Origin of the sequence: Burkholderia sp. NLJ2 (genome assembly GCF_049487195.1) — a bacterium.
Taxonomy (GTDB): domain Bacteria; phylum Pseudomonadota; class Gammaproteobacteria; order Burkholderiales; family Burkholderiaceae; genus Burkholderia; species Burkholderia pyrrocinia.
Genome location: NZ_CP137808.1, coordinates 3,582,306 through 3,608,478, shown reverse-complemented (window position 1 = coordinate 3,608,478; position 26,173 = coordinate 3,582,306). Strand labels below are relative to the sequence as shown.

Sequence of the window (26,173 nt, the reverse complement as noted above, 5' to 3'; positions counted from 1 at the left end):
GCGTGCGCGAACGCCCGGTCTTGCGCCGGGGGCGGCACGCATCCCGGCCGCGGCGCGACCGGTGCGGCCCGATCCTATCGCGTTATTGGCTCGGGCTCAAATGCCGAGCCCCGGGCCGAAGTTGCCGGCGACCCAGTGCGTGACGGCGTCGACGTCCGCGTAGTCCTGTTCGGGCAGGCCGTCGAGCATCGACAGCACCTCGTTGCTGGCGCCGGCATCGCGCGCGGCATCGACGATCGCATCCTTGTTCGCCGGGTAGCGGACGGCCGCCAGCACATCGGCGATCTGCAGGTCGATCGTTTCGCTGGGGATATCGTGCGGAGGGAGGGCGGGTTTGTCGTTCACGTCGGCGTCTCGCGGGTTGGGCGGGAATCGGATCGAAGCGGAATATGGGCGCACCACGCGTTGCCGGACCTGGGGCGACCCGGCCGGCGCGCGCCGCGGATCGACGGCGATCGACTCAATGCCCGCGTCGCACGCGGCGCCACGGATGCTTCCAGTCGATGTGCGGGGCGTTTTCGTCGCGCGGATGCTGGCGCCGATGTTCCTGCCAAAGTTCGTCGGAGAACAGCGCCGCCACGATCACGAGCGGCAGCACGAGGAAAATTCCGAGTATGACTTGCTCGATCACGATAGCCTCCTTGCGGTGGCAGGAACCCTTGCTCCCATTCTAGGCTCTGAGCTTCGCCCGCGTTCAACTTCTTACAGTGCGGAACGGGCCCGGACGCGGCCGCGCCGCGCGGGCGTTCCGCACGTGCGCCGGCATCAAAAAGGACATGAACATGCAACTCCAGAACGATACCAACACGCTCGCACTGAGGCCGCTGGAGCGCCAGGACCTGCGCTTCGTCCACGAGCTGAACAACAACGCGAAGATCATGCGCTACTGGTTCGAGGAGCCGTACGAAACCTTCTCGGAACTGTCACAACTGTACGACCGCCACGTGCACGACCAGCGCGAGCGCCGTTTCGTCGTGGCCGATGCGCAAGGCGAACTGGTCGGCCTCGTCGAGCTGATCGAACTCGACTACATCCATCGCCGCGGCGAGTTCCAGATCATCATCGCGCCTCAATGCCAGGGGCGCGGCAATGCAGGCCAGGCGACGCGCCTCGCGATCGAGTACGCATTCAAGGTGCTGAACATGCGCAAGCTGTACCTGATCGTCGATACGTCGAACGCGGCGGCGATTCACGTGTACGAGAAATGCGGATTCCAGCACGAGGCCGAATTGAAGGAAGAATTTTTCGGCAACGGTGCGTATCACAACGCTTATCGCATGTGCATCTTCCAGCGCGATTATTTCGAGCGCCAGCAATCGGCCCCGAATAACGCAGGGTAAACACGCTGACGAAAAACGCCCGCGGCACGTCTTGCGCGGGCGCAGCATGCATGCGGGGAAATACTGATAAATACGGATGCGCTTATACCTGGCATTTTTCTTGTATCAGGTAAATGCGGTTCCGCGCTGCGGTAAAGTCGGATCGTTTCGGATGACTTTATGTGCAACGCATCAAAATGATCCGGATATCGAAATGGATTATCCAAACCGTTCAATCGCCGCATCGTAACTTTGCATGAAAGTCATGCCGGATAACGCTCTCCGCCCGACGTCACGGGCCTGTCATCCACGCGGCAGGTTTTGTCACTCGCGTGCATCGCGCAAAAAACGGGCTGCGCACGGGGTGCGACAATCCGCCGCTATTGCAGTCGCACAACAAATGTGCTTGCTATCGCTTGCCGGTCTTCTAAAGTGAAAAATGCGGGTTGACGATCACCTTTAAACACATAGCTAACCCAAGCCTGGTGCCCGCAAGCCTGGAGACAAAAGATGATGAAGCGTACCGGTATCCTTTTTGCCCTCGTCGGCGCATTTTGCGCGGTGTCGATTGCCCAGGCCGGCGGCGATTCGGCGGTCAAGCCGACGCAGGAAATCCAGCTGACGAAGAATGCATGGGGCTGCCTGTCGAAAGACAATCTGGACTCCGTACTGAGTCACGAACGCGACGGCAAGTCGCAGGCGAAGCAGCAGTACTTCGACGACTTCCGTTGCCTGTCGGTGCCGGAAGGCCAACGCTTCCGCGTGGTGTCGGTCGACCAGGGCGACGTGCAGTTCGTCAGCGCCGACAACAGCGACCAGCAGGGGCTCTGGACCGATTCGCGCTTCGTCAAGCAATAACCGCGCGTTCACCGCGCAGTCGCACGACGCGCGAGCGCGCCGGCCCGATCGGCCGGCGGCGCGAACCGAACACGGCCCGGTGCATGCCGGGCCGTTGCGCTGTGGGGCGCACATGACACGCGCCGGACGGCGCGCATTCGGTATCATCACGGCCCGACCGAACCGAATGCCCGCCCGGGCCGCATCCGCATGGCGCTGAAATCCACGATCTACAAAGCCGAACTGCAAATCGCCGACATGGATCGGCATTACTACGCCGATCACGCGCTGACGGTGGCGCGCCATCCGTCGGAAACCGACGACCGGATGATGGTGCGCATCGTCGCGTTCGCGCTGTTCGCGCACGAGCGGCTCGAATTCTGCAAGGGGCTGTCGGACGTCGACGAGCCCGATCTGTGGCAGAAGGACCTGACGGGCGCGATCGACGTGTGGATCGAGGCCGGCCAGCCCGACGAACGGCGCATCTCGAAGGCGGCCGGCCGCGCCGGGCAGGTCACGGTGATCGCGTACGGCGGCAAGACGTCGGATATCTGGTGGCAGGGTGTGCGCAGCAAGGTCGAGCGGCTGCGCAACGTGCAGGTGCTGTCGCTCGCCGACGGCGTCGCGGCCGCGCTCGGGCAGCTCGCGGAGCGCACGATGCGCCTGCAGTGCACGGTGCAGGACGGCGCGGCGTGGATCTCGAGCGCCGACCACGATCCGGTCGCGGTCGAATGGACGGTGCTGAAGGCGCGCGCGGGCGCGTGACGGCCCGCGCGCCGGCCGCGCTCAGCCGATCGCGGCCGGCGGCCCCTTGAATTCCAGCATGTTGCCTTCGGGATCGAACAGGTAGATCGATGGCCCGTAGCCGCCGGCGCCGTAGCGTTCCGCGGGGGCGCCCGGCCGCGCGCCATGCGTGGCGAAATGCGCGATCAGCGCGTCGGGATCGAACGGCTCGACGCGCAGGCACAGGTGATCGAGGTTGCGTCCCGTGCCGGGCGGGCCGCTGTCGGGACGGTCGATCGGGCCGCCGACCGACAGCAGGTCGATCAGCGCATCGCCGGCGCGCAATTGCACGAGGCCCAGATCGGGCTGTTCCTTCTCCACGTGGCAGCCGACGGCGTCGCAGTAAAAGCGCGTCATTGCGGCCATGTCGGTCACGCGCAGCACGATGTGATCGATCGCGCGGATGGTCGGTTTCATGGGCAGGTTCCCTTCGCAGTCGGTGAGCATCGAGTGTAGACGCATCGCGCCTGCGCCGCCGGCCGGAACACGGCACAATCGACAGACGAAAAAAAGCCCGTTCACGCAGAGCGGAACGGGCTTAATCCATATCAGGAGGAGACATGGAGGAGACAGTTCCAACTATACACACGGCGATGGTGCGACGCAATATTCCGAATGCAAAAAAACGTCAGGACGGCGATCTGTCGCATCCGCACTGCAGCAAAATGGTGACGGGACGATGACGAAAACAGCGCCGGAACGGCCGGCGCACGTGGTTTATCCGATTTATTCTTGAATGATGTGTCCCCGGTTCGCCGGCACGAATCAGAGAGCAAGATTCAGGGCGCGACGGCACGTGCCGATGTCTAGAGTAGGCACCATCTACACTAGAGAGTGCGAGGTTCAGATGAAAACCGCCTATCCGACCGACGATGCCCGCTGGGGCGCCGTGACCGAGCGCGATCCGCATGCGGACGGCGCGTTCTTCTATGCCGTGCGCACGACCGGCGTGTTCTGCCGCCCGACCTGCGCGTCGCGGCTGCCGCGCCGCGAGCATGTGTCCTTCTTTGCCGATCCGGCCGCCGCGCGTGCGGCCGGCTTCCGTCCCTGCAAGCGGTGCCAGCCGGAAGGGCTGCCGCGCGAGCTCGAGATCGTCAACCGAGCGTGCGCGGTGCTCGATGCGCATGCCGAGCGGCTCACGCTGCAGCGACTGAGCGATGCCGTGCACGTGAGCCCGTTCCACCTTCAGCGGTTGTTCAAGCGCGTGGTTGGCGTGTCGCCGCGGCAGTACCAGGCCGCGCAGCGCGGCGCCGCGCTGCGGCAGGCGCTGCAAAGCGGGCAGCCGGTCACGCAGGCGGCCGTCGATGCGGGCTTCAACTCGCCGTCGCGCCTCTATGCGTCGGTGCCGCGCGAGCTCGGGATGGCGCCGTCCGCGTTCCGCCGCCAGGGTGCCGGCCTGCGAATCGACTATGCGACCGCGTCGACGTCGCTCGGCACTGTGCTCGTCGCCGCGACCGAACAGGGCATCTGCCGGATCGCGTTCGGCGACGAACCGGCGTTGCTGGTGGGCGAGCTGAAGGACGCGTTCGCGCGTGCCGAACTGGTCGAATCGTCCGCGCGGCTCGCGCCGTTCGTCACGCAGATCCGTGCGTACCTGGATGGCACGCGGCACGCATTCGACCTGCCGCTCGACATCGCGCCGACCGCGTTCCAGCAGCGCGTGTGGGAAGCGCTGACGCATATTCCGTACGGCGAAACGCGCAGCTACTCGGAGATCGCCGAGGCGCTCGGCTCGCCGCGCGCGGTGCGCGCCGTCGCGTCCGCGTGTGCGTCGAATCCGGTCGCGCTCGCGATCCCGTGCCACCGCGTCGTGCAAAAGGGCGGCGCGCTCGCCGGGTATCGCTGGGGTGTGCGCCGCAAGGCGACGCTGCTCGCGGCCGAGGCGCGTCATGCGCATAACGATGAAAACGAAGCCGTGACGGAGGGAAGTGCAGTTTGAGCATCGCTAAAACAACGATCACGTCAACCGTGAACGGCGGCCATGTGCCGCCGTCCGCGCAGATGGAACTGCGCTTCAACGCGCCCTACGACTGGGCGCGCGTGCTGCGCTTCTTCAGCGGGCGCGCGATCCCGGGTGTCGAGCAGGTCGCGGACGGCGTGTATCGCCGCATCGTCGACCTGCATGGCGACTCGGGCCGGCTCACCGTCACGAAACATCCGCGCAAGCATTGCCTGATCGCGACGGTCGAAGGGGCGGTCGCGCGTCATGTCGACGATGCGTTCGCCGCGCGCGTCGCGACGATGTTCGACCTCGGCGCCGATCCGGCTGCGATCGGCGATGGGCTCGCGCGCGATCCATGGTTCACACCACTCGTCGAGGCTGCGCCGGGGCTGCGTGTGCCGGGCGCCTGGTCCGGGTTCGAGCTGGCCGTGCGCGCGATCGTCGGCCAGCAGGTGAGCGTGAAGGCCGCGACGACGATCGTCGGCCGGCTCGTCGAACGGGCCGGCGAGCGCGTGGTGCATATCGACGATGGCGCGCCGGCATGGCGTTTCCCGACGCCCGACGCGCTGGCCGCGTGCGATCTCGACAAGATCGGGATGCCCGGCAAGCGCGTGGCGGCACTGACGGGCGTGGCGCGCGCGGTGGCGGCAGGCGACGTGCCGGTCGATTGCGCGCATGCCGACCTCGCGACGCTGCGCAGCGCGTGGCTCGATCTGCCCGGGATTGGCCCGTGGACCGTCGAATACATCGCGATGCGCGCGTGGCGCGATCCGGACGCGTGGCCGGCATCCGATCTCGTGCTGATGCAGTCGATCGCCGCGCGCGATCCGGCGCTCGACCGGCTGGCGAGCCAGAAGCGCCGTACCGAAGGCTGGCGGCCGTGGCGTGCTTACGCGGCGCTGCATTTGTGGAACGAAGTCGCCGACCGGGCGGGCGGCGCGCGCGGCGGGTGATGGCGGCGGCCTGCGGTCCGGTGCGACCGGACGAGGCCGCGATGCAACCCGTTGCGCAGGCCGTGCTGACATTCCCGGCTGCCCGCCGGATGCGGGCTATCACGATGATTCAGCGAATCCGGCGCCTGTCGGATGCCGGGCGCGCCACGCGCGCGCACGCGGCTTTCGTCGGCCCGGTTGCACCTGCCGCCACCTGTCCGCGCGTCAGGTTCCGTCGGACGAATTGAAGTGACCGACGTGCCCATCGGTGCCGCCTGAAACCGGTAACACACGCTGCGACCGCCGCGATCGGCCCGTCCGGCGGCCCGCTCCGGCCCGCGCGCCATGCCCGCGGCCACCTCAAGCGCGTGATCCGGCGAGATGTTAAAGTGCCCGCTACCAACGAAGCGACCAACAATCCAGCCGGCCGCGCGCGGCGTTCTGCGCGCGGCCGTCACGCACTTGCGTCTCCATGTCGAACACCATGACTCACCGCCAGTCCGAACTGCTGCTGAATCGCCTCGAAGCACTGAGCTCGGGCCCGACGCGGCAGCATCTGCCCGACGGCCTGCGCGGCATCGAAAAGGAAAGCCTGCGCGTGACGCGGGACGGGATGATCGCGTTCACGCCGCATCCGCGCACGCTCGGCTCGGCACTCACGCACCCGGCGCTGACGACCGACTATTCCGAAGCGCTGATCGAGCTGATCACGCCCGCGGAACCCGACGCCGCGATCACGCTCGAACGCCTCGACGATCTGCATCGCTACGTCTATGCGTCGCTCGGCGACGAGATGCTGTGGAACGACTCGATGCCGGGCCTGCTGCCGGCCGACGACCAGATTCCCATCGCCGACTACGGCACGTCGAACATCGGCCGCCTGAAGACGGTGTACCGGCGCGGCCTCGCGTATCGCTACGGCCGCACGATGCAGTGCATCGCCGGCATCCACTACAACTACTCGCTGCACGAGGAAGTGTGGCGGCGCCTGCATGCGGAAGAAGGGTCGACGGCCACGCTCGTCGATTACCAGTCGGAGCGCTATCTCGCGCAGATCCGCAACTTCCGCCGTCGCAGCTGGCTGCTGATGTACCTGTTCGGCGCGTCGCCCGCGCTCGACACGAAGTTCCTGCGCGGCAAGCCGCACAAGCTCGAACCGTTCGACGCCGATACGCTGTACCAGCCGTATGCGACCAGCCTGCGGATGAGCGATCTCGGCTACTCGAACACGACGGCCCAGGCCGCGCTGCACGTCGACTACAACACGCTGCCCGGTTATCTCGACGCGCTGTCGAAGGCCGTCAGCGAGCCGTATCCCGCCTACGAGGCGATCGGCACGCATCGCGACGGCGAGTGGATCCAGATCAACACGAACGTGCTGCAGATCGAGAACGAGTTCTACTCGACGATCCGGCCGAAGCGCGTCACGTATTCGGGCGAACGCCCGCTGCATGCGCTCGCATCGCGCGGTGTGCAGTACATCGAAGTGCGCTGCCTCGACATCGATCCGTTCGAACCGACCGGCATCGCGCTGGAGACCGCGCGCTTCATCGACGCGTTCCTGCTCGCGTGCGCGCTCGACGACAGTGCACCGCTCGACTGCGATGCGTACAAGGAAGCGAATGCGAACTTCGGCAGCGTGACGATGGAAGGCCGCAAGCCGGGGCTCACGCTGTCGCGCGACGGGCAGCCGATCACGATGCAGGCGTGGGCGGACGACCTGATGGCCGATATCGAAACCATCGGCCGCCGTCTCGATGAAATCCGCGGCGGCGACGAGCATGCGCGCGCGATCGCCGCGCAGCGCGAGAAGCTCGCCGATCCGGAGCGCACGCCGTCCGCGCGCGTGCTGCGCACGATGCGCGAGAACGGGCAGTCGTTCCTCGCGTTCGCGCTGGCGCAGAGCGAAGCGCATGCCGCGTTTTTCCGCGCGCATCCGCCGTCGGCGGACACGCTGCGCACCGAGCAGGCGCTCGCCGCGAAGTCGCTGGCCGAGCAGGCCGAGCTCGAAGCGAAGGAGGCCGGATCGTTCGACGCGTTCGTCGCGGCCTATCGCGCTTATACGCTGAACCGCTTCAGCGTGTGACGATCGCGTACGTGCACCGCGTCGATCGGCGTGGTGCACGATACGTATCTCCGTCGCCGGTTGCGCCGCACCGTGGCGCGATCAATCCGGTCCGGTCGGCAATCAGTGATGCGCGTACGTGCCGCGATCGATCGCGTGCGGCAGCGCCGGCTTGCCCGATTCGACGTGCGCCCGGCCGTCGTTACCGTAACCGGCATCGTCGCCGCGCGCCTGCGCGGCTCGCTGCATGATCGCCTGCATGTTCTCCGGAAAGTCGGGACTGCTCGCGAGGCTCGTCCGGTAGCCGGCGGCCTGCAGCTCCGCGAGTTCCTGGCGGACCTCCGCGCGCGTCAGCGTCGATGCGGCCTGAGCGTGGGTGGCGAAAGCCGCGCCGGTCAGCAGGAATGCGCATGCCGCGTGTTTCAACGTCTTCATCGTGTTTGCTCCGTGAGGTTCCGGTGCCGCGCCGTCGTCGGCGCGGGCGGAATCGATGCGGCCAGTCTAGGCTTCGGACGCCAAACGAAACATCCCGCTTGTCGGTAGTCACCTTTGTCGCGCGCGCAACATTACGCGGGCGATGGCGTCGGCTTCGCGCCCGCCGGTGAATCGTTCGCGACGGGTTTCCTGTCGGGCGCGACAGCGGCCCGCCAACTGCCGGCCATCGTGTGGCGGACGGTTCGTATCGGGTCGCTACATTTCGGGCTTGTCCCCCTTGTACAAGCGCCGCGCGCCTCCTAACCTCTTTTAAGCGACTGATCGGTTGGCCGTGCTACGTAGTTGCGTGCGCAAGCGCCCGATCGTTGTCGTGACTGAAGTAAGTCGCCTTGTACTGAATCCGGGGGCACGCCCAAGGTGCCAACCCGGGTCGCCGGCCCAAGGCATGGGACCCGATGCAAAGCATGGGTTTCGAGTAGGTGCTGAAGCACTAACTCGGTCCGACATAGGCGCTGCAGCGCCAACCCGGGTCGACCGCACAAGGCATGGGACCCGAGTAAGCGCTAAAGCGCTAACCCGGGTCGACATTGGAGACACGATGAACCCCACCGACGCCCTACCGCCCGGCATCGTCTTCGCGCAGCCGTTGACGCCGGTCGCCAACTCGCTGCTCCTGTCCTTCCTCGTCGCGGTGATCCCGATCGCGGTCGCGCTGATCGCGCTCGGCGTGCTGCGCCGCCCCGCGTGGCAGGCGTCGCTCGCCGGGCTCGTCGCCGGCCTTGCGGTCGCGATCGGCGCGTGGGGCATGCCGGCCGGGCTCGCGTTCAACGCAGTCGGCGCGGGCATGGCGCTCGCGGTCGTGCCCGTGATGTGGATCGTCTTCAACGCGCTGCTGCTGTACAACATCGCGGTGAAGTCGGGCCGCTTCGACCAGTTCCGGCAGTGGATGCTCGACAACTTGCCCGACGACCGCCGCCTCGTGCTGCTCGTCGTCGCGTTCTCGTTCGGCTGCCTGCTCGAAGGGATCTCCGGATTCGGCACGCCGGTCGCGATCACGAGCGCACTGTTGATCGCGCTCGGCTTCCCCGCGCTCGAAGCGCTCACCTATACGCTGCTGTTCAACACGGCACCGGTCGCGTTCGGCGCGCTCGGCGTGCCGATCACCGTGCTCGGCGCGGTCACGTCGCTGCCGCCCGCGACGCTCGGCGCGATGGTCGGCCGCCAGTTGCCGTTCTTCGCGCTGCTGCTGCCGTTCTATGTGGTCGGCGCGTATGGCGGGCTGCGTTCGATCAGGCAGCTGTGGCCGGCGCTGCTCGTGTCGGGCGCCAGCTTCGCGCTCGCGCAGTTCGTCACGTCGAACTTCCTCGGCTACCAGCTCACCGACGTGCTGTCGTCGCTCACGTCGCTGATCGTCACGATCGGCTTCCTGCAGGTGTGGAAGCCGCAGCCCGATCCGCAATACGCGCTCGCGCGCAGCGTGCCTGCGGCAGCCGGCGCCGCGCGCGCGGGCTTCGGCGGCTGGCTGCCGTGGCTCGTCGTGTCGGTGGTCGTGATCGTGTGGGTGCATGCGAGCGTCGCGGCGATCGGCGACGTGAAGATCAAGTGGCCGGGCCTGCACAATGCGGTGTTCGTGTCGCTGTACCACAAGCCGTATGCGGCGATCTGGGACTTCCAGCCGCTCGGCACGGGCACCGCGATCCTGCTCTCGGCAATCATCACGGCCGCGCTGACGCGCACCGGTGTCGGCGCGTTCTTCGAATGCGTGGTCAAGACGTGGCGGCAGACGTGGATCGCGATCATCACGGTGATGATGATCGTCGGGCTCGCGTACCTGCTGAACTACTCGGGGATCAGCTACACGCTCGGCACCGGCGTCGCGTCGACGGGCGCGCTGTTCCCGCTGGTGTCCGCGTCGCTCGGCTGGATCGCCGTGTTCCTGTCCGGCAGCGACACGTCGGGCAATGCGCTGTTCGGCAACCTGCAGGTCGTCGCCGCCAGGCAGCTCGGCTTCGATCCGGTGCTGATGGCCGCGACCAATTCGTCGGGCGGCGTGATGGGCAAGATGATCTCGCCGCAGAACATCGCGACGGGCGTGTCGACGACGGACCTGAAGGGGCAGGAAGGTGTCGTGTTCGCGCGTACCTTCTGGCACAGCGTGATCCTCACGCTGCTGCTCGGCGTGCTCGTGTTCCTGCAGCAGCACGTGTTCACGTGGATGATTCCGGCGCTGCCGAAGTGACGCGTGGCCGGACGCGAGAAGGAAGGTACGAGGAAAAAACGAGGGAAGGCGCGTTGGAAGGCGCCAGGAAAAACGCGAAAGCGGCGAACGCGCGGCGCTTCAGCGCGCGTTCGCCCGCCGCGTCGCGCGCTTCGCGTCGTTCTCAGCATGCTCCGCCGGCAGGATGCATGCGAGGAACGCGTCGATCGCCGGGCTCTGGCGGCGCGCCTTCAGGTAGTACACGTATTCGTCGATCGTCGTGTCGATGCCGCGCAGCGCAATCACGCGCAGGTCGGGATGGCGCTCGGCCTCGCCGAGCGGAAACAGGCTGCCGCCCACGCCATGCAGGATCGCCTCGCGGATCGCTTCGCGGCTGCCGATCTCGGCGACCGACGCGGCCGCGACGCCGGCCGTCGCGAGGATCGTCTCCGTGCAGCGGCGCGTGACCGAGCCCTCCTCGCGAATCAGCAGCCGCACGTCGGCGAGCTGCACCGGGTCGATCGCGTCGAAACGCGCGAGCGGATGGTTGCGATGCACGACGAGCACGAGCGGATCGGTCGAGATCACCTTGCGTTCGAGGCCGTCGGCGTCGTTGCGTTGCGACGAGACGGCGAGATCGATGCGAAATTCCTGCAGCGCCTGCAGGATTTCCTCGGAGTTGCCGATCCGGCACGTGAGCGCGATCGACGGATGCGCGTTCGAGAAGCGGCCGACCGCGTCCATGATGTAGTACGGGCCCGTCGCACCGATCCGCAGGTGCCCTTCGAACAGGCCGCCGACGTTGCGCAGCATGATGTCGGCCTGCGCCTCGAGCGCGATCATCTTCTCGACGAGCGGCAGCAGCTCGATGCCCGTCTCGGTAACTTCGAGCTTGCGGCCGCTGCGGTAGAACAGCTCGACGCCGTATACCTGCTCGACCTGCCGGATCTGCGCGGCAATCGTCGGCTGGCTCACGCCCAGGTGGCGCGCGGCGCGCGTGATGCTGCCCTGCCGGACGGTCGCGTGGAATGCCTTCAGCTGATCGAACACGACTCGGCTTCTCCCCCCTCTTCATCGCGCGTCAGCGTAGCGCATGCGTGTGTCGGCCGCATGAAAGGCGCGTCGTGCGCCGCTTCGAAAAAAAGCTGGGGGTCACCGCAAGAAACCTGCTGGAACCGGTCACGGCCGGGACATGCCGGTGCGGGGTAATAGCGGCAACGCACCGACCGCCGGCCCCGCTCGCCCGGCGACCCCACTCCTACCGAAAACAGGGTTTTCTTCATGTCCTCGAACAATCGACGCGATTTCCTGCGCCTCGCCGCGCAGTCGGCCGGCGCGATGGCCGCCTACGCGGGCTTCCCGCCCGCGATCCGCAACGCGCTGGCGATGCCGGCCGCCTATCGCACCGGTACGATCCGCGACGTCGAACACGTCGTGATCTTCATGCAGGAAAACCGCTCGTTCGACCATTACTTCGGCGGCCTGCGCGGTGTGCGCGGCTTCAACGATCCGCGCCCGCACCTGCTGCCGAGCGGCGCACCGGTGTGGCAGCAGCCGCCGGCGTCGGTGTTCACCAAGAACTACCATTCGCGCGGCCTCGACCCGTCGGCGCCGTACGTGCTGCCGTTCTACCTCGACCCGAAGCAGACGACCGAATTCCAGCCGGGCACCAACCACGGCTGGAGCAGCGGCCACCTGTCCTGGAACAACGGCCAGTGGGACCAGTGGGTGAACCAGAAGCAGGACGTGCTGACGATGGGCTACCTGAAGCGCCAGGATCTCACGTACCACTACGCATTGGCCGACGCGTTCACGATCTGCGATTCGTACTTCTGCTCCGCACACGCCGACACCGCGCCGAACCGCATCTACCTGTGGACCGGCACGGTCGACCCGCGCAACATCTACGGCAACCCGCCGAATGGCCCGGGCATCGGCGAGCGCGACGACGTGAACGGCTACACGTGGACGACCTACGCCGAACGCCTCGAGAACGCGAAGATCAGCTGGAAGGTGTACCAGGGCGGCACGGGCATCCCGGGCGACCCGACCGACAACTACACCGACAACTCGCTGATGTTCTTCAAGCGCTTCCAGGTGAAGGAAGGCGCGAGCGGCCCGCTGGTCGACAAGGGCGCGTCGGATCACACGCTCGCCGAGCTGAAGGCCGACGTGCAGGCGAACCGGCTGCCGCAGGTGTCGTGGATCGTGTCGCCGTACAAGTACAGCGAGCACCCGCAGGCATCGCCGACCGACGGTGCGTTCTACATCAACATGGTGCTCGAGGCGCTGACGTCGAACCCGGAGGTGTGGGCGAAGACGGTGTTCATCCTCAACTACGACGAGAACGACGGGCTGTTCGACCACGTCGTGCCGCCGGTGCCGCCGGTGACGAGCGGCGTGGGCGGCCAGGGCATCGTGTCGTCGAACCTGCTGTCGAACCTCGGCGACGAGCTGCTCGACCTGAACAAGTACCCGGGCGAGATGAGCCCGCTCGTGCCGGGCGCCGACCCGGGCGGCATCCAGCCGATCGGCCTCGGGCCGCGCGTGCCGCTGATCATCATCTCGCCGTGGACGAAGGGCGGCTGGGTCTGCTCGGAGACGTTCGACCATACGTCGGTGCTGCGTTTCCTCGAAGCGCGCTTCGGCGTGCAGGAGCCGAACATCAGCGCGTGGCGCCGGTCGATCTGCGGCGACCTCACGTCGGCGTTCGACTTCTCCGCGCGCCCCGACACGCGCACTGTGAGCTTCACCGTGCCGCAGCACATCGCGACGGCCGGCCAGGCGTACCAGGTGCCCGCGCAGCAGTCGATGCCGGCGCAGGAGCCCGGCACGCGTCCGGCGCGTGCGCTGCCGTACGAGCTGTTCGTGCACAGCCGCGTGAGCGGACACGACGACACCGTGTCGCTCGACTTCGCGAACGCCGGCGACGCGGGCGCGGCATTCTACGTGTACGACCGCCGCAACCCGGCGACGCAGCCGCGTCGTTACGCCGTGTCCGCGCACGACCGCTTCGTCGATACGTGGAGCACGTCGACCGCGCACGGCGAGTACCATCTCGCCGCATACGGCCCGAACGGTTATCTGTGCGAGTTCCAGGGCAACACGCGGCTCGCCGCGGACGGCCGCCACGCGAACCCCGAAGCGAAGATCGGCTACGACGTGCGCAACCGCCACGTGTACCTGCAACTGCGCAACAGCGGGCGCGCGACGTGCCGCGTGACGGTCGACAACGCGTACAGCCATGCGCATGCGCGCACCTACACGCTGGAGCCGGGCGAGCGCATCGAGGATCACTTCGAGCTGTCGTCGAGCCACGGCTGGTACGATCTGACGATCACCGCGACGACGCTGCGCGGCGGCGACGACAAGGTCGTGCGCCGTTTCGCGGGCCACGTCGAAACGGGCCGGCCGAGCCACAGCGACCCGGGGCCGGTGAAGCACACGGCCTGACGGCCGGCATCTGTCGCACGGTTCGGGCGAGCTTCGCCCGCCGTGCGGCGGCCACCTGCCGGATGCATCCCGGCAAGCGGAACTGGTTTTTGGAAACTGAAGACTGTTGACAATGTGTCGGGGCGAGGATATATAACCATCATTCGCCGATATGGCGCCCTCGTTTTCACCTGCGGCCCCGCTGCCTGCCCGACCATGACTGCCCCGAACGCGCTCAGCGCCATCGAACTCCTGCAAAGCCAATCGCTCGCGATGATTGTCCAGGACATGCTCGAGCGCGCGATCGTCTCCGGCGAATACGCACCCGGCGAGAAGCTCAACGAAGTCGACATCGCGACGAAGCTGAACGTGTCGCGCGGCCCCGTGCGCGAAGCGTTCCGCGCGCTCGAGCAGGCCGGCCTGCTGCGCAACGAGAAGAACCGCGGCGTGACCGTGCGCGTCGTGCCGTTGCGCGAGGCCGAGGAGATCTACGAAGTGCGCGCGATGCTCGACGAGTCGGTCGCGCGCGCGCTTGCGAAGCGCATCTCGCCCGACACGCTGAAGGTGCTGAAGGGCATCATCCAGTCGATGAAGGACGCGGCGAAGAAGCACGACGTCACGCGCTATACCGAGCTGAACGTGCAGTTCCACGATGCAATGGTCGTCGGCGTCGGCAATACGCACCTGACCGACACCTACCGCCGGCTCGTGCGCCAGCTCGGGCTGCTGCGCCAGGCAGCGATCGAGGCCGAGGAAGATGCGATCGCGGTGTCGGCGGCCGAGCACGACAAGATCGTGCAGGCGCTCGCGAGCGGCGACGAGGAGAAGGCCGTCGCACTGGTGCGCGAGCACCTGGCGCATGGCCTCGCGCGGATGCGCCGCACACACGAACAGGGGCTGCCGGTAGTGGGCAAGGCGGCGCGGGAGAAAACCGCGCGCGCGTAAGGCCCGGCAACGCTGGCGCTGATTGCCGCACTAAAGCAAAGGGACGCTTCGCAGCGTCCCTTTTTTATTGCGTTTTCAGGCTGGGCATCGTCACGCCTTGTCGGCCTTCCCGGCCGCGCTCGCGAATTTCGCGAGCCACGTATCGACGGCCGACGGCTGCCGGCTCTCGTCCTCCGCGCGCTCCTTGCGGCGGATCGCATTGCGCACGACATGCGCGCCGACATAGCGGATCGGCTCCGGCGGGAAATGGCCGAGCGGGCCGCGCACGATCGGGCTGCGCGTCCACGCGTTGTCGAGGCCGAGCACGAGCGACGACAGGATCTGCCCGCCCATGTAGGTCGGCCCGACGCCGTTGCCCGAATAGCCGAAACCGTAGAACACGTTCGGCGCATCGTCGAGGCGGCCGAAGAACGGGAAGCCCGTCACCGAGCGATCCGACGGGCCGTTCCAGCTCGCGGTGACCGGCACGCCCGCGAGCGACGGAAAGAACGCGCGCAGGCTTTGCGTGAGCTGCGCCTCGTACGGCGAGCGCCGGTCGAACACGGGCGCGATGCGGCTGCGCCACGAGAACGTGTTGCCGCCCTTGCCGAGCATCAACCGCCCGTCGGCCGTCGTGCGGTAGTAGTAGACGAAGATCCGCGAATCGAGCACCGACACGCCGTCCACGAGCCCGGTCATTTCGAGCAGCTCCGGGCATTTTTCGGTGATGACCATGTCGCTCGACACGACTGCGATCGTGCGCTCGAACTGCGGGAAGCGGCTCGCCATCCATGCGTTGATCGCGAACACGAGCTTGCCTGCCGTGATGCTGCCGGACGGTGTACGAACGATGGCCGGCTGCCCGGGCGTGAAGTCGAGCATCGGTGTGCGCTCGTAGATCCGGATGCCCATCGCGAGCGCGACGCGGCGCAGCCCGCGCACGAGCTTGCCGGGATGCACGGTCGCGGCGATCGGCGAGTAGACGCCGTCGAGATTGCGCGCGGAGCCCGAGCGGCGTGCGACTTCGGCGGGCGGCAGCGGCTCGTAGCTGTGGATGCCGCACGCGGCGAGCGCGTCGAGCACCGGCGCGAGCGTGCCGACCTGCGCGCGCGACGTCGCGGTGTACAGCGTGCCGTCGCGCCGCAGTTCGGCGTCGATGTCGTGCGCGCGGCAGAAATCGGCGATGTGCTGGACGGCCGCTTCCGACGCCTTCACGAGCCGGATCGCCTCGGCTTCGCCGAACAGGCGCCGCAGCGTCAGGAATTTCGCGGACCACGTGAGCAGGCAGCCGCCGTTGCGGCCGCTCGCGCCGGCGCCGCACAGGTCGGCTTCGACGATCGCGATGTCGAGCGCCGGGTTCTGCTGCTTCGCCTGGATCGCGGTCCAGAGCCCGGTGAAGCCGCCGCCGACGATGCAGACATCGGCCTGGGTTGCGCCCTGCAGCGCGGGGGCGAGATCGCCGTCGTTGAACAGCGCTTGTTCGATCCAGAAGGGTCGCATCGGATGGTTCTTCAATATGGGTCGGGGGCCGTGCAAGGGCGCGGCCGGAAAACCTGGCCGCCGCGTGGCGATTCACGGCGGGGCCGGCCGCACGCGCCGGTGCTCGACGCGCTCGCCGAGTGCGGCATCTACAGCTACGAGCCGCTGCCGTTCGCCGAAGTCGCGCGCCGCTCGGGGTCCGCGCGCAATGCATGGGCACGCGGCCGGTTGCATCGCATAACGTCACGTCAGGCTGCCGCTTCTGTGCCGACACGCGGCGAACGTCCATTGCCGCAGCGCGTGTCGGCGATCGCTGCGACGGCGCCCGGAATGCCGGCTTCGCCGAAGTGGCTGATTCAGCCGACGCGGAACGTTTCGACTTCGGTCAGCTTGCCCGGATACGGAATGTAGCCGCGCTTTTTGACCTCTTGATAAAACCGCTTGAAGTCGTAGTTCGGTTCATCTTCAGACCCCTTGACTGTGGCGCCGCGGCACGCGGCGGATGAGTGGAGACCAGCCCTCTTTTCACTGCGCCGTTTTGCTTTCTGTTCTCTGCATGTTGTTGACAATCTACAAATCATCAATTTTAATGTCAAGCATCGAAAACACCTCCCATCGGCGCGGCGCGGGCGCCGACGGCTCACCCCCTTCGACCTGAAAGGAATGAACGTCATGACTGAAACGCCTGTATCCGTGGAGGTGAACGGCCGCCGCTACAACTGGATGAGCCGGCCCGTGGTGGTGGTCTGCGTCGATGGCTGCGCATACGAATATCTGGAAGAAGCGGCCGAGGCCGGCGTCGCGCCGTTCCTGCGTACGCTGCTGAAGCCCGGCACGGCGCTCAAGGGCGAATGCGTGGTGCCGAGCTTCACGAACCCGAACAACCTGTCGATCGTTACCGGCGTGCCGCCGGCGATCCACGGAATCAGCGGCAACTACTTCTACGATCGCGACACCGGCGCCGAGGTGCTGATGAACGATCCGAAGTACCTGGTCGCACCCACCGTGCTCGCGACCTTCGCCGAACAGGGCGCGCGCGTCGCGGTCGTCACTGCGAAGGACAAGCTGCGGCGCCTGCTCGGCAAGGGGCTGAAGGGCATCTGCTTCTCGTCGGAGAAGGCCGACGAGGCGAGCCTCGAGGAAAACGGCATCGACAACGTGCTGGAGCTGGTCGGCAAGCCGGTGCCGAGCGTGTACAGCGCGGACCTGTCGGAGTTCGTGTTCGCGGCCGGCGTGCGCCTGCTCGAGACGCGGCCGATCGACCTGATGTACCTGTCGACGACCGACTACGTGCAGCACAAGTGCGCGCCCGGCACGCCCGGCGCGAACGCGTTCTACGCAATGATGGACACGTACCTGCAGCGCCTCGACGCGCTCGGCGCGATCGTCGCGATCACGGCCGACCACGGGATGAACGCGAAGCACGACGCCACCACCGGCGAGCCGAACGTGATCTACCTGCAGGAGCTGTTCGACGAGTGGCTCGGCCACGACGCGGCGCGCGTGATCCTGCCGATCACCGATCCGTACGTCGTGCACCACGGCGCGCTCGGCTCGTTCGCGACCGTTTACGTGCCGGCGTCGGCCGATGCCGATGCCGATGCGCTGCGCGCGCGGCTCGCTGCGGTCGACGGCATCGAGGTCGTGCTGACGGGCGCGGAGGGTTGCGCGCGCTTCGAGCTGCCGCCCGAACGGATGGGCGACCTGATCGTGATCTCGAAGCAGGACGTCGTGCTCGGCACGCGCCGCATCAAGCACGACCTGTCGGGGCTCGATGTGCCGCTGCGCTCGCACGGCGGAATCTCCGAGCAGATCGTGCCGCTGATCTTCAGCAAGCCGGTCGCCACCGACGTCACGGGCCGCGCGCGGCTGCGCAACTTCGACATCATCGACATCGCGCTCAACCATCTGCAGTGATGCGCACGCATCCGCAACGGGACACCTTCATGAACGCCATTGCAGCATCGACGGCCGTCCGCGAGATTCGCCGCGAAGCACTGCGAATCGACGGCGAACGGATTCATCGGGACGCGGTGATCGACGTGCGCAACCCGTACGACGGCTCGCTGGTCGGCACCGTGCCGAAGGCGACGCTGGAAGACGTGCGGCGCGCATTCGCGGTCGCACGCGCATACCGGCCGACGCTCACGCGCCACGATCGCGCGGCGATCCTGCGCCGCGCGGCCGACATCGTGCGCTCGCGCACCGCCGAGATCGCGGCGCTGATCACGGCCGAAGCCGGGTTGTGCATCAAGGATTCGACGTATGAAGCCGGGCGCGTGGCCGACGTGCTGACGTTCGGCGCAGGCGAAGTGCTGAAGGACGACGGGCAGATTTTCTCGTGCGATCTGACGCCGCACGGCAAGAAGCGCCGCGTGTACACGCAGCGCGACCCGCTGCTCGGCGTGATTTCGGCGATCACGCCGTTCAACCACCCGATGAACCAGGTCGCGCACAAGATCGTGCCGTCGGTCGCGACCAACAACCGGATCGTCGTGAAGCCGTCGGAGAAGGTGCCGCTGTCGTGCTACCTGTTCGCGGACATCCTGTACGAAGCCGGCCTGCCGCCGCAGATGCTGCAAGTTATCACCGGCGACCCGAAGGAGATTGCCGACGAGCTGATCACGAACCCGGCGATCGACCTGATCACGTTCACCGGCGGCGTATCGATCGGCAAGTCGATCGCAGCGCGAATGGGCTACCGGCGCGCGGTGCTCGAACTCGGCGGCAACGATCCGATCATCGTGATGGAAGACGCCGATCTCGACGAAGCGAGCACGCTCGCGGTATCGGGCTCGTACAAGAACTCGGGGCAGCGCTGCACGGCGATCAAGCGGATGCTCGTGCACGAAGCGGTGGCCGATCGCTTTACCGAACTCGTCGTCGAGAAGACGCGCGCGTGGTCGTACGGGAATCCGGCCGATCCGTCGGTCGACATGGGCACCGTGATCGACGAAGCGGCCGCGAAGTTCTGCGAGCAGCAGGTGAACGATGCGATCGCGCGCGGTGCGCGGCTGCTGGTCGGCAACGTGCGCGACGGCGCGCTGTATTCGCCGACGGTGATCGATCGCGTGACGCCCGACATGCCGCTGGTGAAGCATGAAACCTTCGGCCCGGTATCGCCGATCATGCGTTTCCGCGACATCGACGAAGCGATCCGGATGTCGAACAGCACCGACTATGCGTTGTCGTCATCGGTCTGCACGAACCGCTTCGACGACATCACGCGCTTCATCACCGAGCTGGAAGTGGGCAGCGTGAACGTGCGCGAGGTGCCGGGCTACCGGCTCGAACTGACGCCGTTCGGCGGCGTGAAGGATTCGGGGCTCGGTTACAAGGAAGGCGTGCAGGAAGCGATGAAGAGCTACACGAATACGAAGACGTATTCGCTGCCCTGGTAAGCGGGGTGTGATGCGGACGCGCTGGCTAGAAGGCCGGCGCGCGGAATGTCCCCGGGGCGGGATGCGGCCGCGACGGCCGCCAGGCGGCGGTCAATCGTCGTCGTCGTGATGGTGATGGCGCCAGCCGCGATGCCAGCCGTTGTCGTGCCGGTAGTAGCGGTAACGATAGTCGCCGTAGTACGGGCCGTAATAGACGGGTGCCGGCTCATACACGACGGGCGGCGGCGGCGCGTAGTAGACAGGCGGCGGCGCTTCGATCACGGGCCCCGGCACGCCGAAATACACGCCGATGTCGGCACGCGCGAATGCGCTTGCCGACAGGCAGGCGGTCGCGACGCCGAGGGCACAGGACAACAGGATGCGTTTCATTTGCCGTTCACTCCGTTCGCGGGCGGCAGGGCCCGCGAGCAATCGGTTCACCTGTCTTCATGGTACGTAGCGCGTGCCGAATGGGTGATACCGCGGTGTCGCTTCTGTAACTGCCGGTAACGAATCGTCGGACGATCGCCGCGCTGCATCGCGACGGCTTTCGTCTGCGGAATGAGTGGCTGGCCGGCGCGTTATTCGACGCGCTCATATCGTTAGCGGATTTGCGTTTTTGCCGCGCATCGGCGCGTCGGTAGAATTCGCGGACCTCTCGCGCGGCCGCTCGGGCCGGCGGGTTCACTCCCTTCCATCGTTCGGGGTCCGCACCATGAAATTCATCCGCTCCATTCTGCTCGTCGCGCTGCTGCAGGCCGTCGTGGCCACGAGCGCATTCGCCGCCGACGATCTCGCGCAGATCAAGTCGTCCGGCGTGTTCCGGGTCGGCACCGAAGGTACATACGCGCCGTTCACGTACCACGACGAGACGGGCAAGCTGACGGGCTTCGACGTCGACATTGCCACCGCGATCGCGCAGCGCCTCGGCGTGAAGCCGCAGTTCGTCGAAGGCAAGTGGGACGGGCTGATCGCGGGCCTCGACGTGAACCGCTACGACGCGGTCGTCAACGAAGTGTCGATCACCGATGCGCGCAAGGCGAAATACGCTTTCTCGTCGCCGTACATCACGTCGCACGCGGTGCTGATCGTGCGCACGGACAACACGACGATCCGCTCGTTCGACGACCTGAAGGGCAAGAAATCCGCGAACACGCTGACGAGCAATTTCGGCAAGCTCGCGGCGGCCCATGGCGCGGACGTGGTGCCCGTGCAGGGCTTCAACGAATCGATCGACCTGCTGACGTCCGGGCGCGTCGACGCGACGATCAACGATTCGCTGTCGTACCTCGATTTCCGCAAGCACAAACCCGACGCGAAACTGAAGATCGCCGCGACCGATACGACCGGCGCCGGCGACGCGTCGGGCGTGCTGCTGCGCAAGGGCAGCCCCGCGCTGGTGGCCGCGATCGACAAGGCGCTCGCGGACATCAAGTCGGACGGCACCTACGCGAAGATCTCGCAGAAGTACTTCGGCCGCGACGTGTCGCAGCCGTAACGCGGGGCTGAACGATGCCGGCCTGGCTGCACCTGATGGCGGAATCGCTGCGCCCCCTGCTGGTCGCGGGGCTCGTGTTCACGGTTCCGCTCACGCTCGCGTCGTTCGCGATCGGCCTGCTGCTCGCGTTCGGCGCGGCGCTCACGCGGCTGTTCGGGGCACGCTGGGCGCAGGCGGTTATCCGTTTCTATATCTGGCTGTTCCGCGGCTCGCCGCTGCTCGTGCAACTGTTCGTGATTTTCTACGGGCTGCCGAGCGTCGGCATCGTGCTCGATCCGCTGACGGCCGCCGTGATCGGCTTCTCGCTGAACGTCGGCGCGTACAACGCCGAGGTGATCCGCGGCGTGATCGAATCGATCCCGAAGGGGCAGTGGGAAGCCGCGTACTCGATGGCGATGACGCGCGCGCAGGCGCTGCGCCGCGCGATCCTGCCGCAGGCCGCGCGCGTCGCGCTGCCTGCGCTGTCGAACTCGTTCATTTCGCTCGTGAAGGACACGTCGCTCGCGGCCGTGCTGACCGTGCCCGAGATCTTCCAGGCCGCGCAGCGCATCGCGGCCGTGACCTACGAGCCGCTGATTCTTTATACCGAAGCCGCGCTGATCTACCTGCTGTTCAGTTCGGTGCTCTCCACGCTGCAACGTCGCCTCGAAACCCGTTTCGGCCGTCACGCACTGTTCCAGGCGGAGTTGCGATGATTCGTCTCGAACGCATCGACAAGTCGTTCGGCGCGAATCGCGTGCTGAGCGCGATCGACCTCGCATTGCAGCCGGGCAGCGTGACCGCGCTGATCGGGCCGTCCGGCAGCGGCAAGAGCACGCTGTTGCGCTGCGTGAACCTGCTCGAAGTGCCCGAGGCGGGCGCGCTCACGGTGGGCGACGCGCGCATCGACTTCACGGCGGCGCGCCGGCCGTCGCGCGACGCCGTGTTCGCAGTGCGCCGGCAGACCGGCATGGTGTTCCAGAATTTCCAGTTGTTTCCGCACCTGAGCGTCGTGCAGAACGTGATGGAAGGGCTCGTGACCGTGCAGCGCTGGCCGCGCGAGCGAGCACGCGAACGGGCGCTGGCGCTGCTCGACAAGGTCGGCATCGCGGACAAGGCCGACGCGTGGCCCGCGACGCTGTCGGGCGGCCAGCAGCAGCGCGTCGCCATTGCGCGGGCGCTTGCGCCGTCGCCGCAGGTGCTGCTGTGCGACGAGCCGACGTCGGCGCTCGATCCCGAGCTGTCCGTCGAAGTGGTCGAGGTGCTGCGCCAGCTCGCGCGCGAAGGCACGACGATGCTGATGGCCACGCACGACCTGCGCCTGGCCGCGTCGATCGCGCACGACGCGGTGTTTCTCGCCGATGGCCGCATCGTCGAAGCCGGTGCGTCGCGCGACCTGTTCGGCCAGCCGCGCGACCCGCGCACCGTGAAGTTCATCGCGACGCTCGCGCAAGGCGTGCCGGCGTTCTGATTGCCTGACTGACACGATGACGGCGGCGCGTCACGCCCGTCCCTGTCCGTCGAGCACCGCGGCAACGATCGCCTCCGGCGCATCTTCCTGGACCAGGTGGCCCGCGCGCGGCACCCGGATCAATACGCCGTTCGCGATGCGATCGGCGAGCACCTGCCCCTGTTCGAGCGGAATCCACGCGTCGTCCTCGCCCCATACGATGCGCACCGGAAAGTCCGGTGCAGCATAGCGGGCTTGCGCTTCCTCGATGTAGCGCTGGCGCATCTGCGCGATCTGGCGATAGAACGCGGATTGGCCGGCCGGCGTGAGCCACGGCGAACGATAGATCGACAGCACGTCGTCGCTCATCGGCCGTGCCACGGCATTGCCGATATAGGCCGACACGAGCGCGTGATGCGCATACGCCGGCAACCCGGTGAACGCGGCTTCGTGTTGTGCGACATGGCGCACGAACGGCGACCCCTGCGGTGCAATCGCGACCGGGTTCACGAGCGTGAGGTCTGCATACGCGATGCCGTCGAGGAAGTGCGCGCGCAGCACGGTCGCACCGCCGTAGTCGTGCGCGAGCACGCGCGGGCGCTCGAGCGCCCATTCGTGCAGCATCGCGCCGAACAGCACGTTCTGCCTGCCGAGCGACACGTCCGCGTCCGGCATGTCGGACTGGCCGTAGCCGAGCAGGTCGTAGAAATACACGCGATGACGCCGCGCGAGCCACGGCGCGATCCGGCGCCACACCTGCGACGAAAACGGCGTGCCGTGCACGAGCACGAGCGGCGGGCCTTCACCGATCGCGCCCCACGCGATCCGGTGACCTTCGAACATGAAGCGGTTGGCAAGTTCGAGCATCGGCGTCTCCGTGATAACCTGTTTTGGTTGTTAACAGGTTACTCCGGATTGTCCGGGCATGAAACCGATAGGTGAAAATAAATGGTTACTCGACATGAGCCTGCGCGGCACGCGCGCGAATGGTGCGCGGCCGATTTCGTCGGCGGCCATCCGGCGCTCGACTTCCTCAACACGGTGGCCGATACGGGCAAGACGCGCGACGAGGACAAGCTCGTCGACTGGCCGGCCGTGCGCGCATGGGCCGAGAAAGCGGGATTGCTGGCGCCGGCCGATCTGGCACGGCTGCTGCGTCACGCGCGGCAGGACGGCCCGGACGAGCTGGTGGCGCTGCATCGCTTTCGCGAGGATGCATATTCTGCGATCGCGCATCTGACGGCTGGAGGCGGCGGCAGCGCCGGTGCGCGCGCGGCGGACCGGCTCGCCGTCGCGATCCGCGATGCGATCGGGCGCAGCGCGTTCGATGCGGTCGACGGCCGGTTCGCGTGGCGGCCCGATGCGCGCGCCGCGTCTCGCTGGATCGATGCGGCGGCGCTCGGCTTCGAGCATCTGCTGCGCAGCGACGATTTCGCGCGCGTGCGGCAGTGCGGCCGTTGCACGTGGTTCTTCGTCGATCGGGGGCGCGGCGTAGGGCGGCGCTGGTGCGACATGCGCACGTGCGGGAATCGCGCGAAGGTGGAAGCGTTCAGGGAACGGTGAAGCGCGTGCCGTTACGGTCGCCGTACCGCGCGCGGCCGGCGCGCGATCGTCATCGAGCGGTTTCGTGCGGGCGATGGTCCGGCCACAGCGTCGCGGCGACGAACAGTCCGGCCGCGAGGAACGGTGCGCCGATCGCAAACAGGATGGCCGTGAGGCCCCAGCGATCCCAGAAGCGGTCGACGATGGCGCGCTCGGGTGTGACGGGGTCGTACAGCACGTTGACCGCGTCGCCTTCACGCAGGCCCGGATGCGACGACGCCGATCCCTGGGCGAATGTGATCTGGCGGCCGCTGTCGGTCGTGAACGCGACGATCGCCGAATACAGCGACATGCGTGCGCGGGACGACCGCGCGTTTTTCGCGATCTCGACGACATGGCCGGTCGAGTGCGCGTAGTGGCGGACGATCTGCCACTGACGCAGGCCGGTCGCGCCGGCGCCGGCGAGGAAGCCTGTACCGATCGCAATCGGAATCAGCACGATCGCGATATCCCAGCGGCGCCGCGCCTGCTTGCTTGCGGTGCGGGTCGGCGGCAGGTCGGATGGCCGGCGGCGGCGCTCGCCGGCGATCAGCAGACCGCCGATCGCGAACGACGCGATGGCGAGCAGCGCCGGCACCGCGGCCGGGAACCAGCGTTGCGCGAAATCGTCGATCAGCGCGGGGCGATCGGGATGGGTCGGGTCCAGCAGGATATCGACGTTCTCGCCGATGTCGTACGCGGGGACGGTCGAGGCGGTATTGCCGGCGATTTCGCGGCGCTGGCCGTCGTTCGCGAGGTAGGCGACGATCGGCCGATACGCGCGCATCGCGTCGCTGTCCTGCACGATGCGCACGACCGTGCCCGGCGCGCGGACCAGGTGGCCGGTCGCACGGCCGGTCGTGACGGCAAGCACGCCTGCCAGCACGAGCAGCACGACGCCGAGCGCCAGCGCGGCGAGCGCGTCCTTACCCGGCATGACCGGATCCAGCTCGTGCGCCGCGCGGCGGATGCGGGTGCGATCGGGTGAACGGCGTGTCCCGACGGACAGGCCGATATCGGCGCAACCATGCCCTCTGAATGGTCGCGTCTCGTTCACATGCTTCCATGTCTGACGTCCCATGTTCTCTCAGTGCCGGCGGGCAAACGGCAGTGCCTGAGCCGGTCGTGTGTTATTTGTCGGACGATTCTAGCGGAAACGATGCGGAAGGGGCGTGCGGATGCGTACTGCGAGAGGAGACGCGCCACGAGCGTGGCGCGCGGAAATGAAAAAGGCCGGTCAGCTTGCGCTGACCGGCCTTTTGAATTCCTGGTGGGGCGTGAGTGACTCGAACACTCGACCTACGGATTAAGAGTCCGCTGCTCTACCAACTGAGCTAACGCCCCCAACAGAAGAAAGATTATGCACGCGTTTAAGGGGCATGGCAAGCCCTTTGTGCAAATTTCTCGAAAATATTTCGTCGCGCCAACGGCGACTGTCGCCGCGGTAACGATCGGTCGCAGTTTGCGCGCTCCCGGTATGATGACGCCACATGTGTTGCGCGGCGGTCGCGCAACGCTTTCTGGACATTCGAAGATGGACGAAAACGCAGTCCGCGAATTGCTGGATCGCCTGCTGGCCCCATGGGTCCGCTCGCTCGGTCTGGTCCCCGTATCGATCGGCGACGACAGCGTCACGCTGCGCCTGCCGTTTTCCGGCGAATTCCGCCATTCGGGCGGCGTGATCTGCGGCCAGGTGTTCACGGCGGCCGCCGACACCGCGATGGTGGTCGCGATCTCGGCCGCGCTCGGCGAGTTCCGGCCGATGACGACCGTGTCGCTGAACACCAACTTCATGCGCCCCGTGCGCAAGGGCGACGTGCTCGTCACCGCGCGTGTGCTGCGGATGGGCCGCAACCTCGTGTTCGGCGAAGTCGAACTGTTCGACGAGGACGGCAAGATGGCCGTCCACGCGACGTCGACCTACGCACTCGTCAGTTGAG

Annotated in this window: 25 protein-coding genes, 1 tRNA gene and 1 pseudogene; 16 read left to right on the top strand and 11 right to left on the bottom strand. The window is 67.0% G+C overall.

Going from position 1 to position 26,173, the window contains the following annotated elements; translation table 11 throughout:
• Window positions 1-96 precede the first annotated feature (96 nt).
• Both R9B84_RS16660 and R9B84_RS16655 read right to left on the bottom strand, forming a co-directional pair.
• Entirely contained in the window at window positions 97-345 is a 249-nt protein-coding gene (locus tag R9B84_RS16660) for a DUF2795 domain-containing protein (protein WP_047899361.1), read from the bottom strand.
• Window positions 346-460: 115 nt separating this feature from the next.
• A complete protein-coding gene (locus R9B84_RS16655) occupies window positions 461-631 on the bottom strand; it encodes a hypothetical protein (protein ID WP_006489933.1) in 171 nt (56 codons plus the stop codon).
• Between the two features lie 151 nt (window positions 632-782).
• On the opposite strand from R9B84_RS16655, the gene speG reads away from it, so the two are divergent.
• From speG to R9B84_RS16640, 3 genes are all read left to right on the top strand, one after another.
• Window positions 783-1,340: a spermidine N1-acetyltransferase gene (gene speG / locus R9B84_RS16650; protein WP_423758776.1), complete on the top strand. Its 558-nt coding sequence runs from the start codon at window positions 783-785 to the stop codon at window positions 1,338-1,340.
• Window positions 1,341-1,829: 489 nt separating this feature from the next.
• Window positions 1,830-2,177 carry a surface attachment protein Sap1 gene (gene sap1, locus R9B84_RS16645; protein WP_085043241.1) on the top strand — a complete coding sequence of 116 codons (348 nt, stop codon included), beginning with the start codon at window positions 1,830-1,832 and terminating at the stop codon, window positions 2,175-2,177.
• 189 nt (window positions 2,178-2,366) lie between these two features.
• Window positions 2,367-2,921, top strand: a complete 555-nt coding sequence (locus tag R9B84_RS16640; protein WP_031401498.1) for a YaeQ family protein — start codon at window positions 2,367-2,369, stop codon at window positions 2,919-2,921.
• 21 nt (window positions 2,922-2,942) lie between these two features.
• Here the strand turns inward: R9B84_RS16640 and R9B84_RS16635 are convergent, their stop codons facing one another.
• Window positions 2,943-3,356, bottom strand: a complete 414-nt coding sequence (locus tag R9B84_RS16635; RefSeq protein WP_423758775.1) for a VOC family protein — start codon at window positions 3,354-3,356, stop codon at window positions 2,943-2,945.
• A gap of 430 nt (window positions 3,357-3,786) precedes the next feature.
• Here R9B84_RS16635 and ada point away from each other — a divergent pair, with 430 nt between their 5' ends.
• The 3 genes from ada to gshA all read left to right on the top strand — a co-directional run bounded on the left by ada (window position 3,787) and on the right by gshA (window position 7,899).
• Complete coding sequence (gene ada / locus R9B84_RS16630; RefSeq protein WP_423758774.1) at window positions 3,787-4,878, top strand: bifunctional DNA-binding transcriptional regulator/O6-methylguanine-DNA methyltransferase Ada; 1,092 nt, start codon at window positions 3,787-3,789, stop codon at window positions 4,876-4,878.
• A complete protein-coding gene (locus R9B84_RS16625) occupies window positions 4,875-5,834 on the top strand; it encodes a DNA-3-methyladenine glycosylase family protein (RefSeq protein WP_423758773.1) in 960 nt (319 codons plus the stop codon). Before ada ends, R9B84_RS16625 begins: the two co-directional genes overlap by 4 nt.
• Window positions 5,835-6,285: 451 nt before the next feature.
• The gene (gene gshA, locus R9B84_RS16620) at window positions 6,286-7,899 is read left to right on the top strand and encodes a glutamate--cysteine ligase (protein WP_423758772.1); all 1,614 of its coding nucleotides are present in this window, start codon (window positions 6,286-6,288) and stop codon (window positions 7,897-7,899) included.
• 102 nt (window positions 7,900-8,001) lie between these two features.
• On the opposite strand, the gene R9B84_RS16615 is transcribed toward gshA, so the two are convergent.
• On the bottom strand, window positions 8,002-8,313 hold the full coding sequence (locus tag R9B84_RS16615) for a DUF4148 domain-containing protein (protein WP_423758771.1): 312 nt from the start codon (window positions 8,311-8,313) through the stop codon (window positions 8,002-8,004).
• Window positions 8,314-8,911: 598 nt separating this feature from the next.
• Here R9B84_RS16615 and R9B84_RS16610 point away from each other — a divergent pair.
• On the top strand, window positions 8,912-10,552 hold the full coding sequence (locus R9B84_RS16610) for an L-lactate permease (protein WP_423758770.1): 1,641 nt from the start codon (window positions 8,912-8,914) through the stop codon (window positions 10,550-10,552).
• Window positions 10,553-10,651: 99 nt separating this feature from the next.
• On the opposite strand, the gene R9B84_RS16605 is transcribed toward R9B84_RS16610, so the two are convergent.
• Window positions 10,652-11,560: a LysR family transcriptional regulator gene (locus tag R9B84_RS16605; RefSeq protein ID WP_423758769.1), complete on the bottom strand. Its 909-nt coding sequence runs from the start codon at window positions 11,558-11,560 to the stop codon at window positions 10,652-10,654.
• Window positions 11,561-11,791: 231 nt separating this feature from the next.
• Here R9B84_RS16605 and R9B84_RS16600 point away from each other — a divergent pair, with 231 nt between their 5' ends.
• Together R9B84_RS16600 and R9B84_RS16595 are read left to right on the top strand one after the other, a co-directional pair.
• A complete protein-coding gene (locus tag R9B84_RS16600) occupies window positions 11,792-13,963 on the top strand; it encodes a phosphocholine-specific phospholipase C (RefSeq protein ID WP_423758768.1) in 2,172 nt (723 codons plus the stop codon).
• 195 nt (window positions 13,964-14,158) lie between these two features.
• Window positions 14,159-14,887 (top strand): phosphonate utilization associated transcriptional regulator, encoded by a 729-nt coding sequence (locus tag R9B84_RS16595; RefSeq protein WP_423758767.1) that lies wholly within the window; start codon window positions 14,159-14,161, stop codon window positions 14,885-14,887.
• Window positions 14,888-14,977: 90 nt separating this feature from the next.
• Here R9B84_RS16595 and R9B84_RS16590 read toward each other — a convergent pair whose 3' ends face one another.
• The gene (locus tag R9B84_RS16590) at window positions 14,978-16,366 is read right to left on the bottom strand and encodes an FAD-dependent oxidoreductase (protein ID WP_423758766.1); all 1,389 of its coding nucleotides are present in this window, start codon (window positions 16,364-16,366) and stop codon (window positions 14,978-14,980) included.
• A gap of 241 nt (window positions 16,367-16,607) precedes the next feature.
• Window positions 16,608-16,809 (bottom strand): annotated as a pseudogene (locus R9B84_RS16585) (2-aminoethylphosphonate--pyruvate transaminase); the annotation flags it as partial.
• 208 nt (window positions 16,810-17,017) lie between these two features.
• Between R9B84_RS16585 and phnA the strand changes: the two are divergent.
• Window positions 17,018-18,262: a phosphonoacetate hydrolase gene (gene phnA, locus R9B84_RS16580; RefSeq protein ID WP_423758765.1), complete on the top strand. Its 1,245-nt coding sequence runs from the start codon at window positions 17,018-17,020 to the stop codon at window positions 18,260-18,262.
• 29 nt (window positions 18,263-18,291) lie between these two features.
• The gene (gene phnY / locus R9B84_RS16575) at window positions 18,292-19,746 is read left to right on the top strand and encodes a phosphonoacetaldehyde dehydrogenase (protein ID WP_423758764.1); all 1,455 of its coding nucleotides are present in this window, start codon (window positions 18,292-18,294) and stop codon (window positions 19,744-19,746) included.
• 90 nt (window positions 19,747-19,836) lie between these two features.
• On the opposite strand, the gene R9B84_RS16570 is transcribed toward phnY, so the two are convergent.
• Window positions 19,837-20,115 (bottom strand): hypothetical protein, encoded by a 279-nt coding sequence (locus R9B84_RS16570; RefSeq protein WP_423758763.1) that lies wholly within the window; start codon window positions 20,113-20,115, stop codon window positions 19,837-19,839.
• 325 nt (window positions 20,116-20,440) lie between these two features.
• Here R9B84_RS16570 and R9B84_RS16565 point away from each other — a divergent pair, with 325 nt between their 5' ends.
• The 3 genes from R9B84_RS16565 to R9B84_RS16555 are packed head-to-tail and all read left to right on the top strand — an operon-like array spanning window position 20,441 to window position 22,673.
• Window positions 20,441-21,223 carry an amino acid ABC transporter substrate-binding protein gene (locus R9B84_RS16565; RefSeq protein WP_423758762.1) on the top strand — a complete coding sequence of 261 codons (783 nt, stop codon included), beginning with the start codon at window positions 20,441-20,443 and terminating at the stop codon, window positions 21,221-21,223.
• A 14-nt stretch (window positions 21,224-21,237) separates the two neighbouring features.
• On the top strand, window positions 21,238-21,918 hold the full coding sequence (locus R9B84_RS16560) for an amino acid ABC transporter permease (protein ID WP_423758761.1): 681 nt from the start codon (window positions 21,238-21,240) through the stop codon (window positions 21,916-21,918).
• Window positions 21,915-22,673: an amino acid ABC transporter ATP-binding protein gene (locus tag R9B84_RS16555; RefSeq protein ID WP_423758760.1), complete on the top strand. Its 759-nt coding sequence runs from the start codon at window positions 21,915-21,917 to the stop codon at window positions 22,671-22,673. The genes R9B84_RS16560 and R9B84_RS16555 overlap by 4 nt, the downstream gene beginning before the upstream one ends.
• A gap of 30 nt (window positions 22,674-22,703) precedes the next feature.
• Here R9B84_RS16555 and R9B84_RS16550 read toward each other — a convergent pair whose 3' ends face one another.
• The gene (locus R9B84_RS16550; RefSeq protein ID WP_423758759.1) at window positions 22,704-23,519 is read right to left on the bottom strand and encodes an alpha/beta fold hydrolase; all 816 of its coding nucleotides are present in this window, start codon (window positions 23,517-23,519) and stop codon (window positions 22,704-22,706) included.
• Window positions 23,520-23,600: 81 nt separating this feature from the next.
• Here R9B84_RS16550 and R9B84_RS16545 point away from each other — a divergent pair, with 81 nt between their 5' ends.
• The gene (locus R9B84_RS16545) at window positions 23,601-24,215 is read left to right on the top strand and encodes a CGNR zinc finger domain-containing protein (protein WP_423758758.1); all 615 of its coding nucleotides are present in this window, start codon (window positions 23,601-23,603) and stop codon (window positions 24,213-24,215) included.
• A gap of 49 nt (window positions 24,216-24,264) precedes the next feature.
• Here the strand turns inward: R9B84_RS16545 and R9B84_RS16540 are convergent, their stop codons facing one another.
• Together R9B84_RS16540 and R9B84_RS16535 are read right to left on the bottom strand one after the other, a co-directional pair.
• On the bottom strand, window positions 24,265-25,314 hold the full coding sequence (locus R9B84_RS16540) for a DUF3592 domain-containing protein (protein ID WP_423758757.1): 1,050 nt from the start codon (window positions 25,312-25,314) through the stop codon (window positions 24,265-24,267).
• A gap of 187 nt (window positions 25,315-25,501) precedes the next feature.
• A tRNA-Lys gene (locus R9B84_RS16535) sits at window positions 25,502-25,577 on the bottom strand.
• A gap of 190 nt (window positions 25,578-25,767) precedes the next feature.
• Here R9B84_RS16535 and R9B84_RS16530 point away from each other — a divergent pair.
• The gene (locus R9B84_RS16530; protein ID WP_027785770.1) at window positions 25,768-26,172 is read left to right on the top strand and encodes a PaaI family thioesterase; all 405 of its coding nucleotides are present in this window, start codon (window positions 25,768-25,770) and stop codon (window positions 26,170-26,172) included.
• The last annotated feature ends 1 nt before the right edge of the window (window position 26,173 follow it).

Coding starts and splice junctions, on each gene's coding strand:
- R9B84_RS16555 (WP_423758760.1), top strand. CDS start 21,915: ATGATTCGTCTCGAACGCATCGACAAGTCGTTCGGCGCGAATCGCGTG.
- R9B84_RS16540 (WP_423758757.1), bottom strand. CDS start 25,314: ATGGGACGTCAGACATGGAAGCATGTGAACGAGACGCGACCATTCAGA.
- ada (WP_423758774.1), top strand. CDS start 3,787: ATGAAAACCGCCTATCCGACCGACGATGCCCGCTGGGGCGCCGTGACC.
- R9B84_RS16595 (WP_423758767.1), top strand. CDS start 14,159: ATGACTGCCCCGAACGCGCTCAGCGCCATCGAACTCCTGCAAAGCCAA.
- speG (WP_423758776.1), top strand. CDS start 783: ATGCAACTCCAGAACGATACCAACACGCTCGCACTGAGGCCGCTGGAG.
- sap1 (WP_085043241.1), top strand. CDS start 1,830: ATGATGAAGCGTACCGGTATCCTTTTTGCCCTCGTCGGCGCATTTTGC.
- R9B84_RS16640 (WP_031401498.1), top strand. CDS start 2,367: ATGGCGCTGAAATCCACGATCTACAAAGCCGAACTGCAAATCGCCGAC.
- R9B84_RS16545 (WP_423758758.1), top strand. CDS start 23,601: ATGGTTACTCGACATGAGCCTGCGCGGCACGCGCGCGAATGGTGCGCG.
- R9B84_RS16570 (WP_423758763.1), bottom strand. CDS start 20,115: ATGAAACGCATCCTGTTGTCCTGTGCCCTCGGCGTCGCGACCGCCTGC.
- gshA (WP_423758772.1), top strand. CDS start 6,286: ATGTCGAACACCATGACTCACCGCCAGTCCGAACTGCTGCTGAATCGC.
- R9B84_RS16610 (WP_423758770.1), top strand. CDS start 8,912: ATGAACCCCACCGACGCCCTACCGCCCGGCATCGTCTTCGCGCAGCCG.
- R9B84_RS16635 (WP_423758775.1), bottom strand. CDS start 3,356: ATGAAACCGACCATCCGCGCGATCGATCACATCGTGCTGCGCGTGACC.
- R9B84_RS16565 (WP_423758762.1), top strand. CDS start 20,441: ATGAAATTCATCCGCTCCATTCTGCTCGTCGCGCTGCTGCAGGCCGTC.
- R9B84_RS16600 (WP_423758768.1), top strand. CDS start 11,792: ATGTCCTCGAACAATCGACGCGATTTCCTGCGCCTCGCCGCGCAGTCG.
- R9B84_RS16530 (WP_027785770.1), top strand. CDS start 25,768: ATGGACGAAAACGCAGTCCGCGAATTGCTGGATCGCCTGCTGGCCCCA.
- R9B84_RS16590 (WP_423758766.1), bottom strand. CDS start 16,366: ATGCGACCCTTCTGGATCGAACAAGCGCTGTTCAACGACGGCGATCTC.
- phnY (WP_423758764.1), top strand. CDS start 18,292: ATGAACGCCATTGCAGCATCGACGGCCGTCCGCGAGATTCGCCGCGAA.
- R9B84_RS16560 (WP_423758761.1), top strand. CDS start 21,238: ATGCCGGCCTGGCTGCACCTGATGGCGGAATCGCTGCGCCCCCTGCTG.
- R9B84_RS16550 (WP_423758759.1), bottom strand. CDS start 23,519: ATGCTCGAACTTGCCAACCGCTTCATGTTCGAAGGTCACCGGATCGCG.
- R9B84_RS16615 (WP_423758771.1), bottom strand. CDS start 8,313: ATGAAGACGTTGAAACACGCGGCATGCGCATTCCTGCTGACCGGCGCG.
- phnA (WP_423758765.1), top strand. CDS start 17,018: ATGACTGAAACGCCTGTATCCGTGGAGGTGAACGGCCGCCGCTACAAC.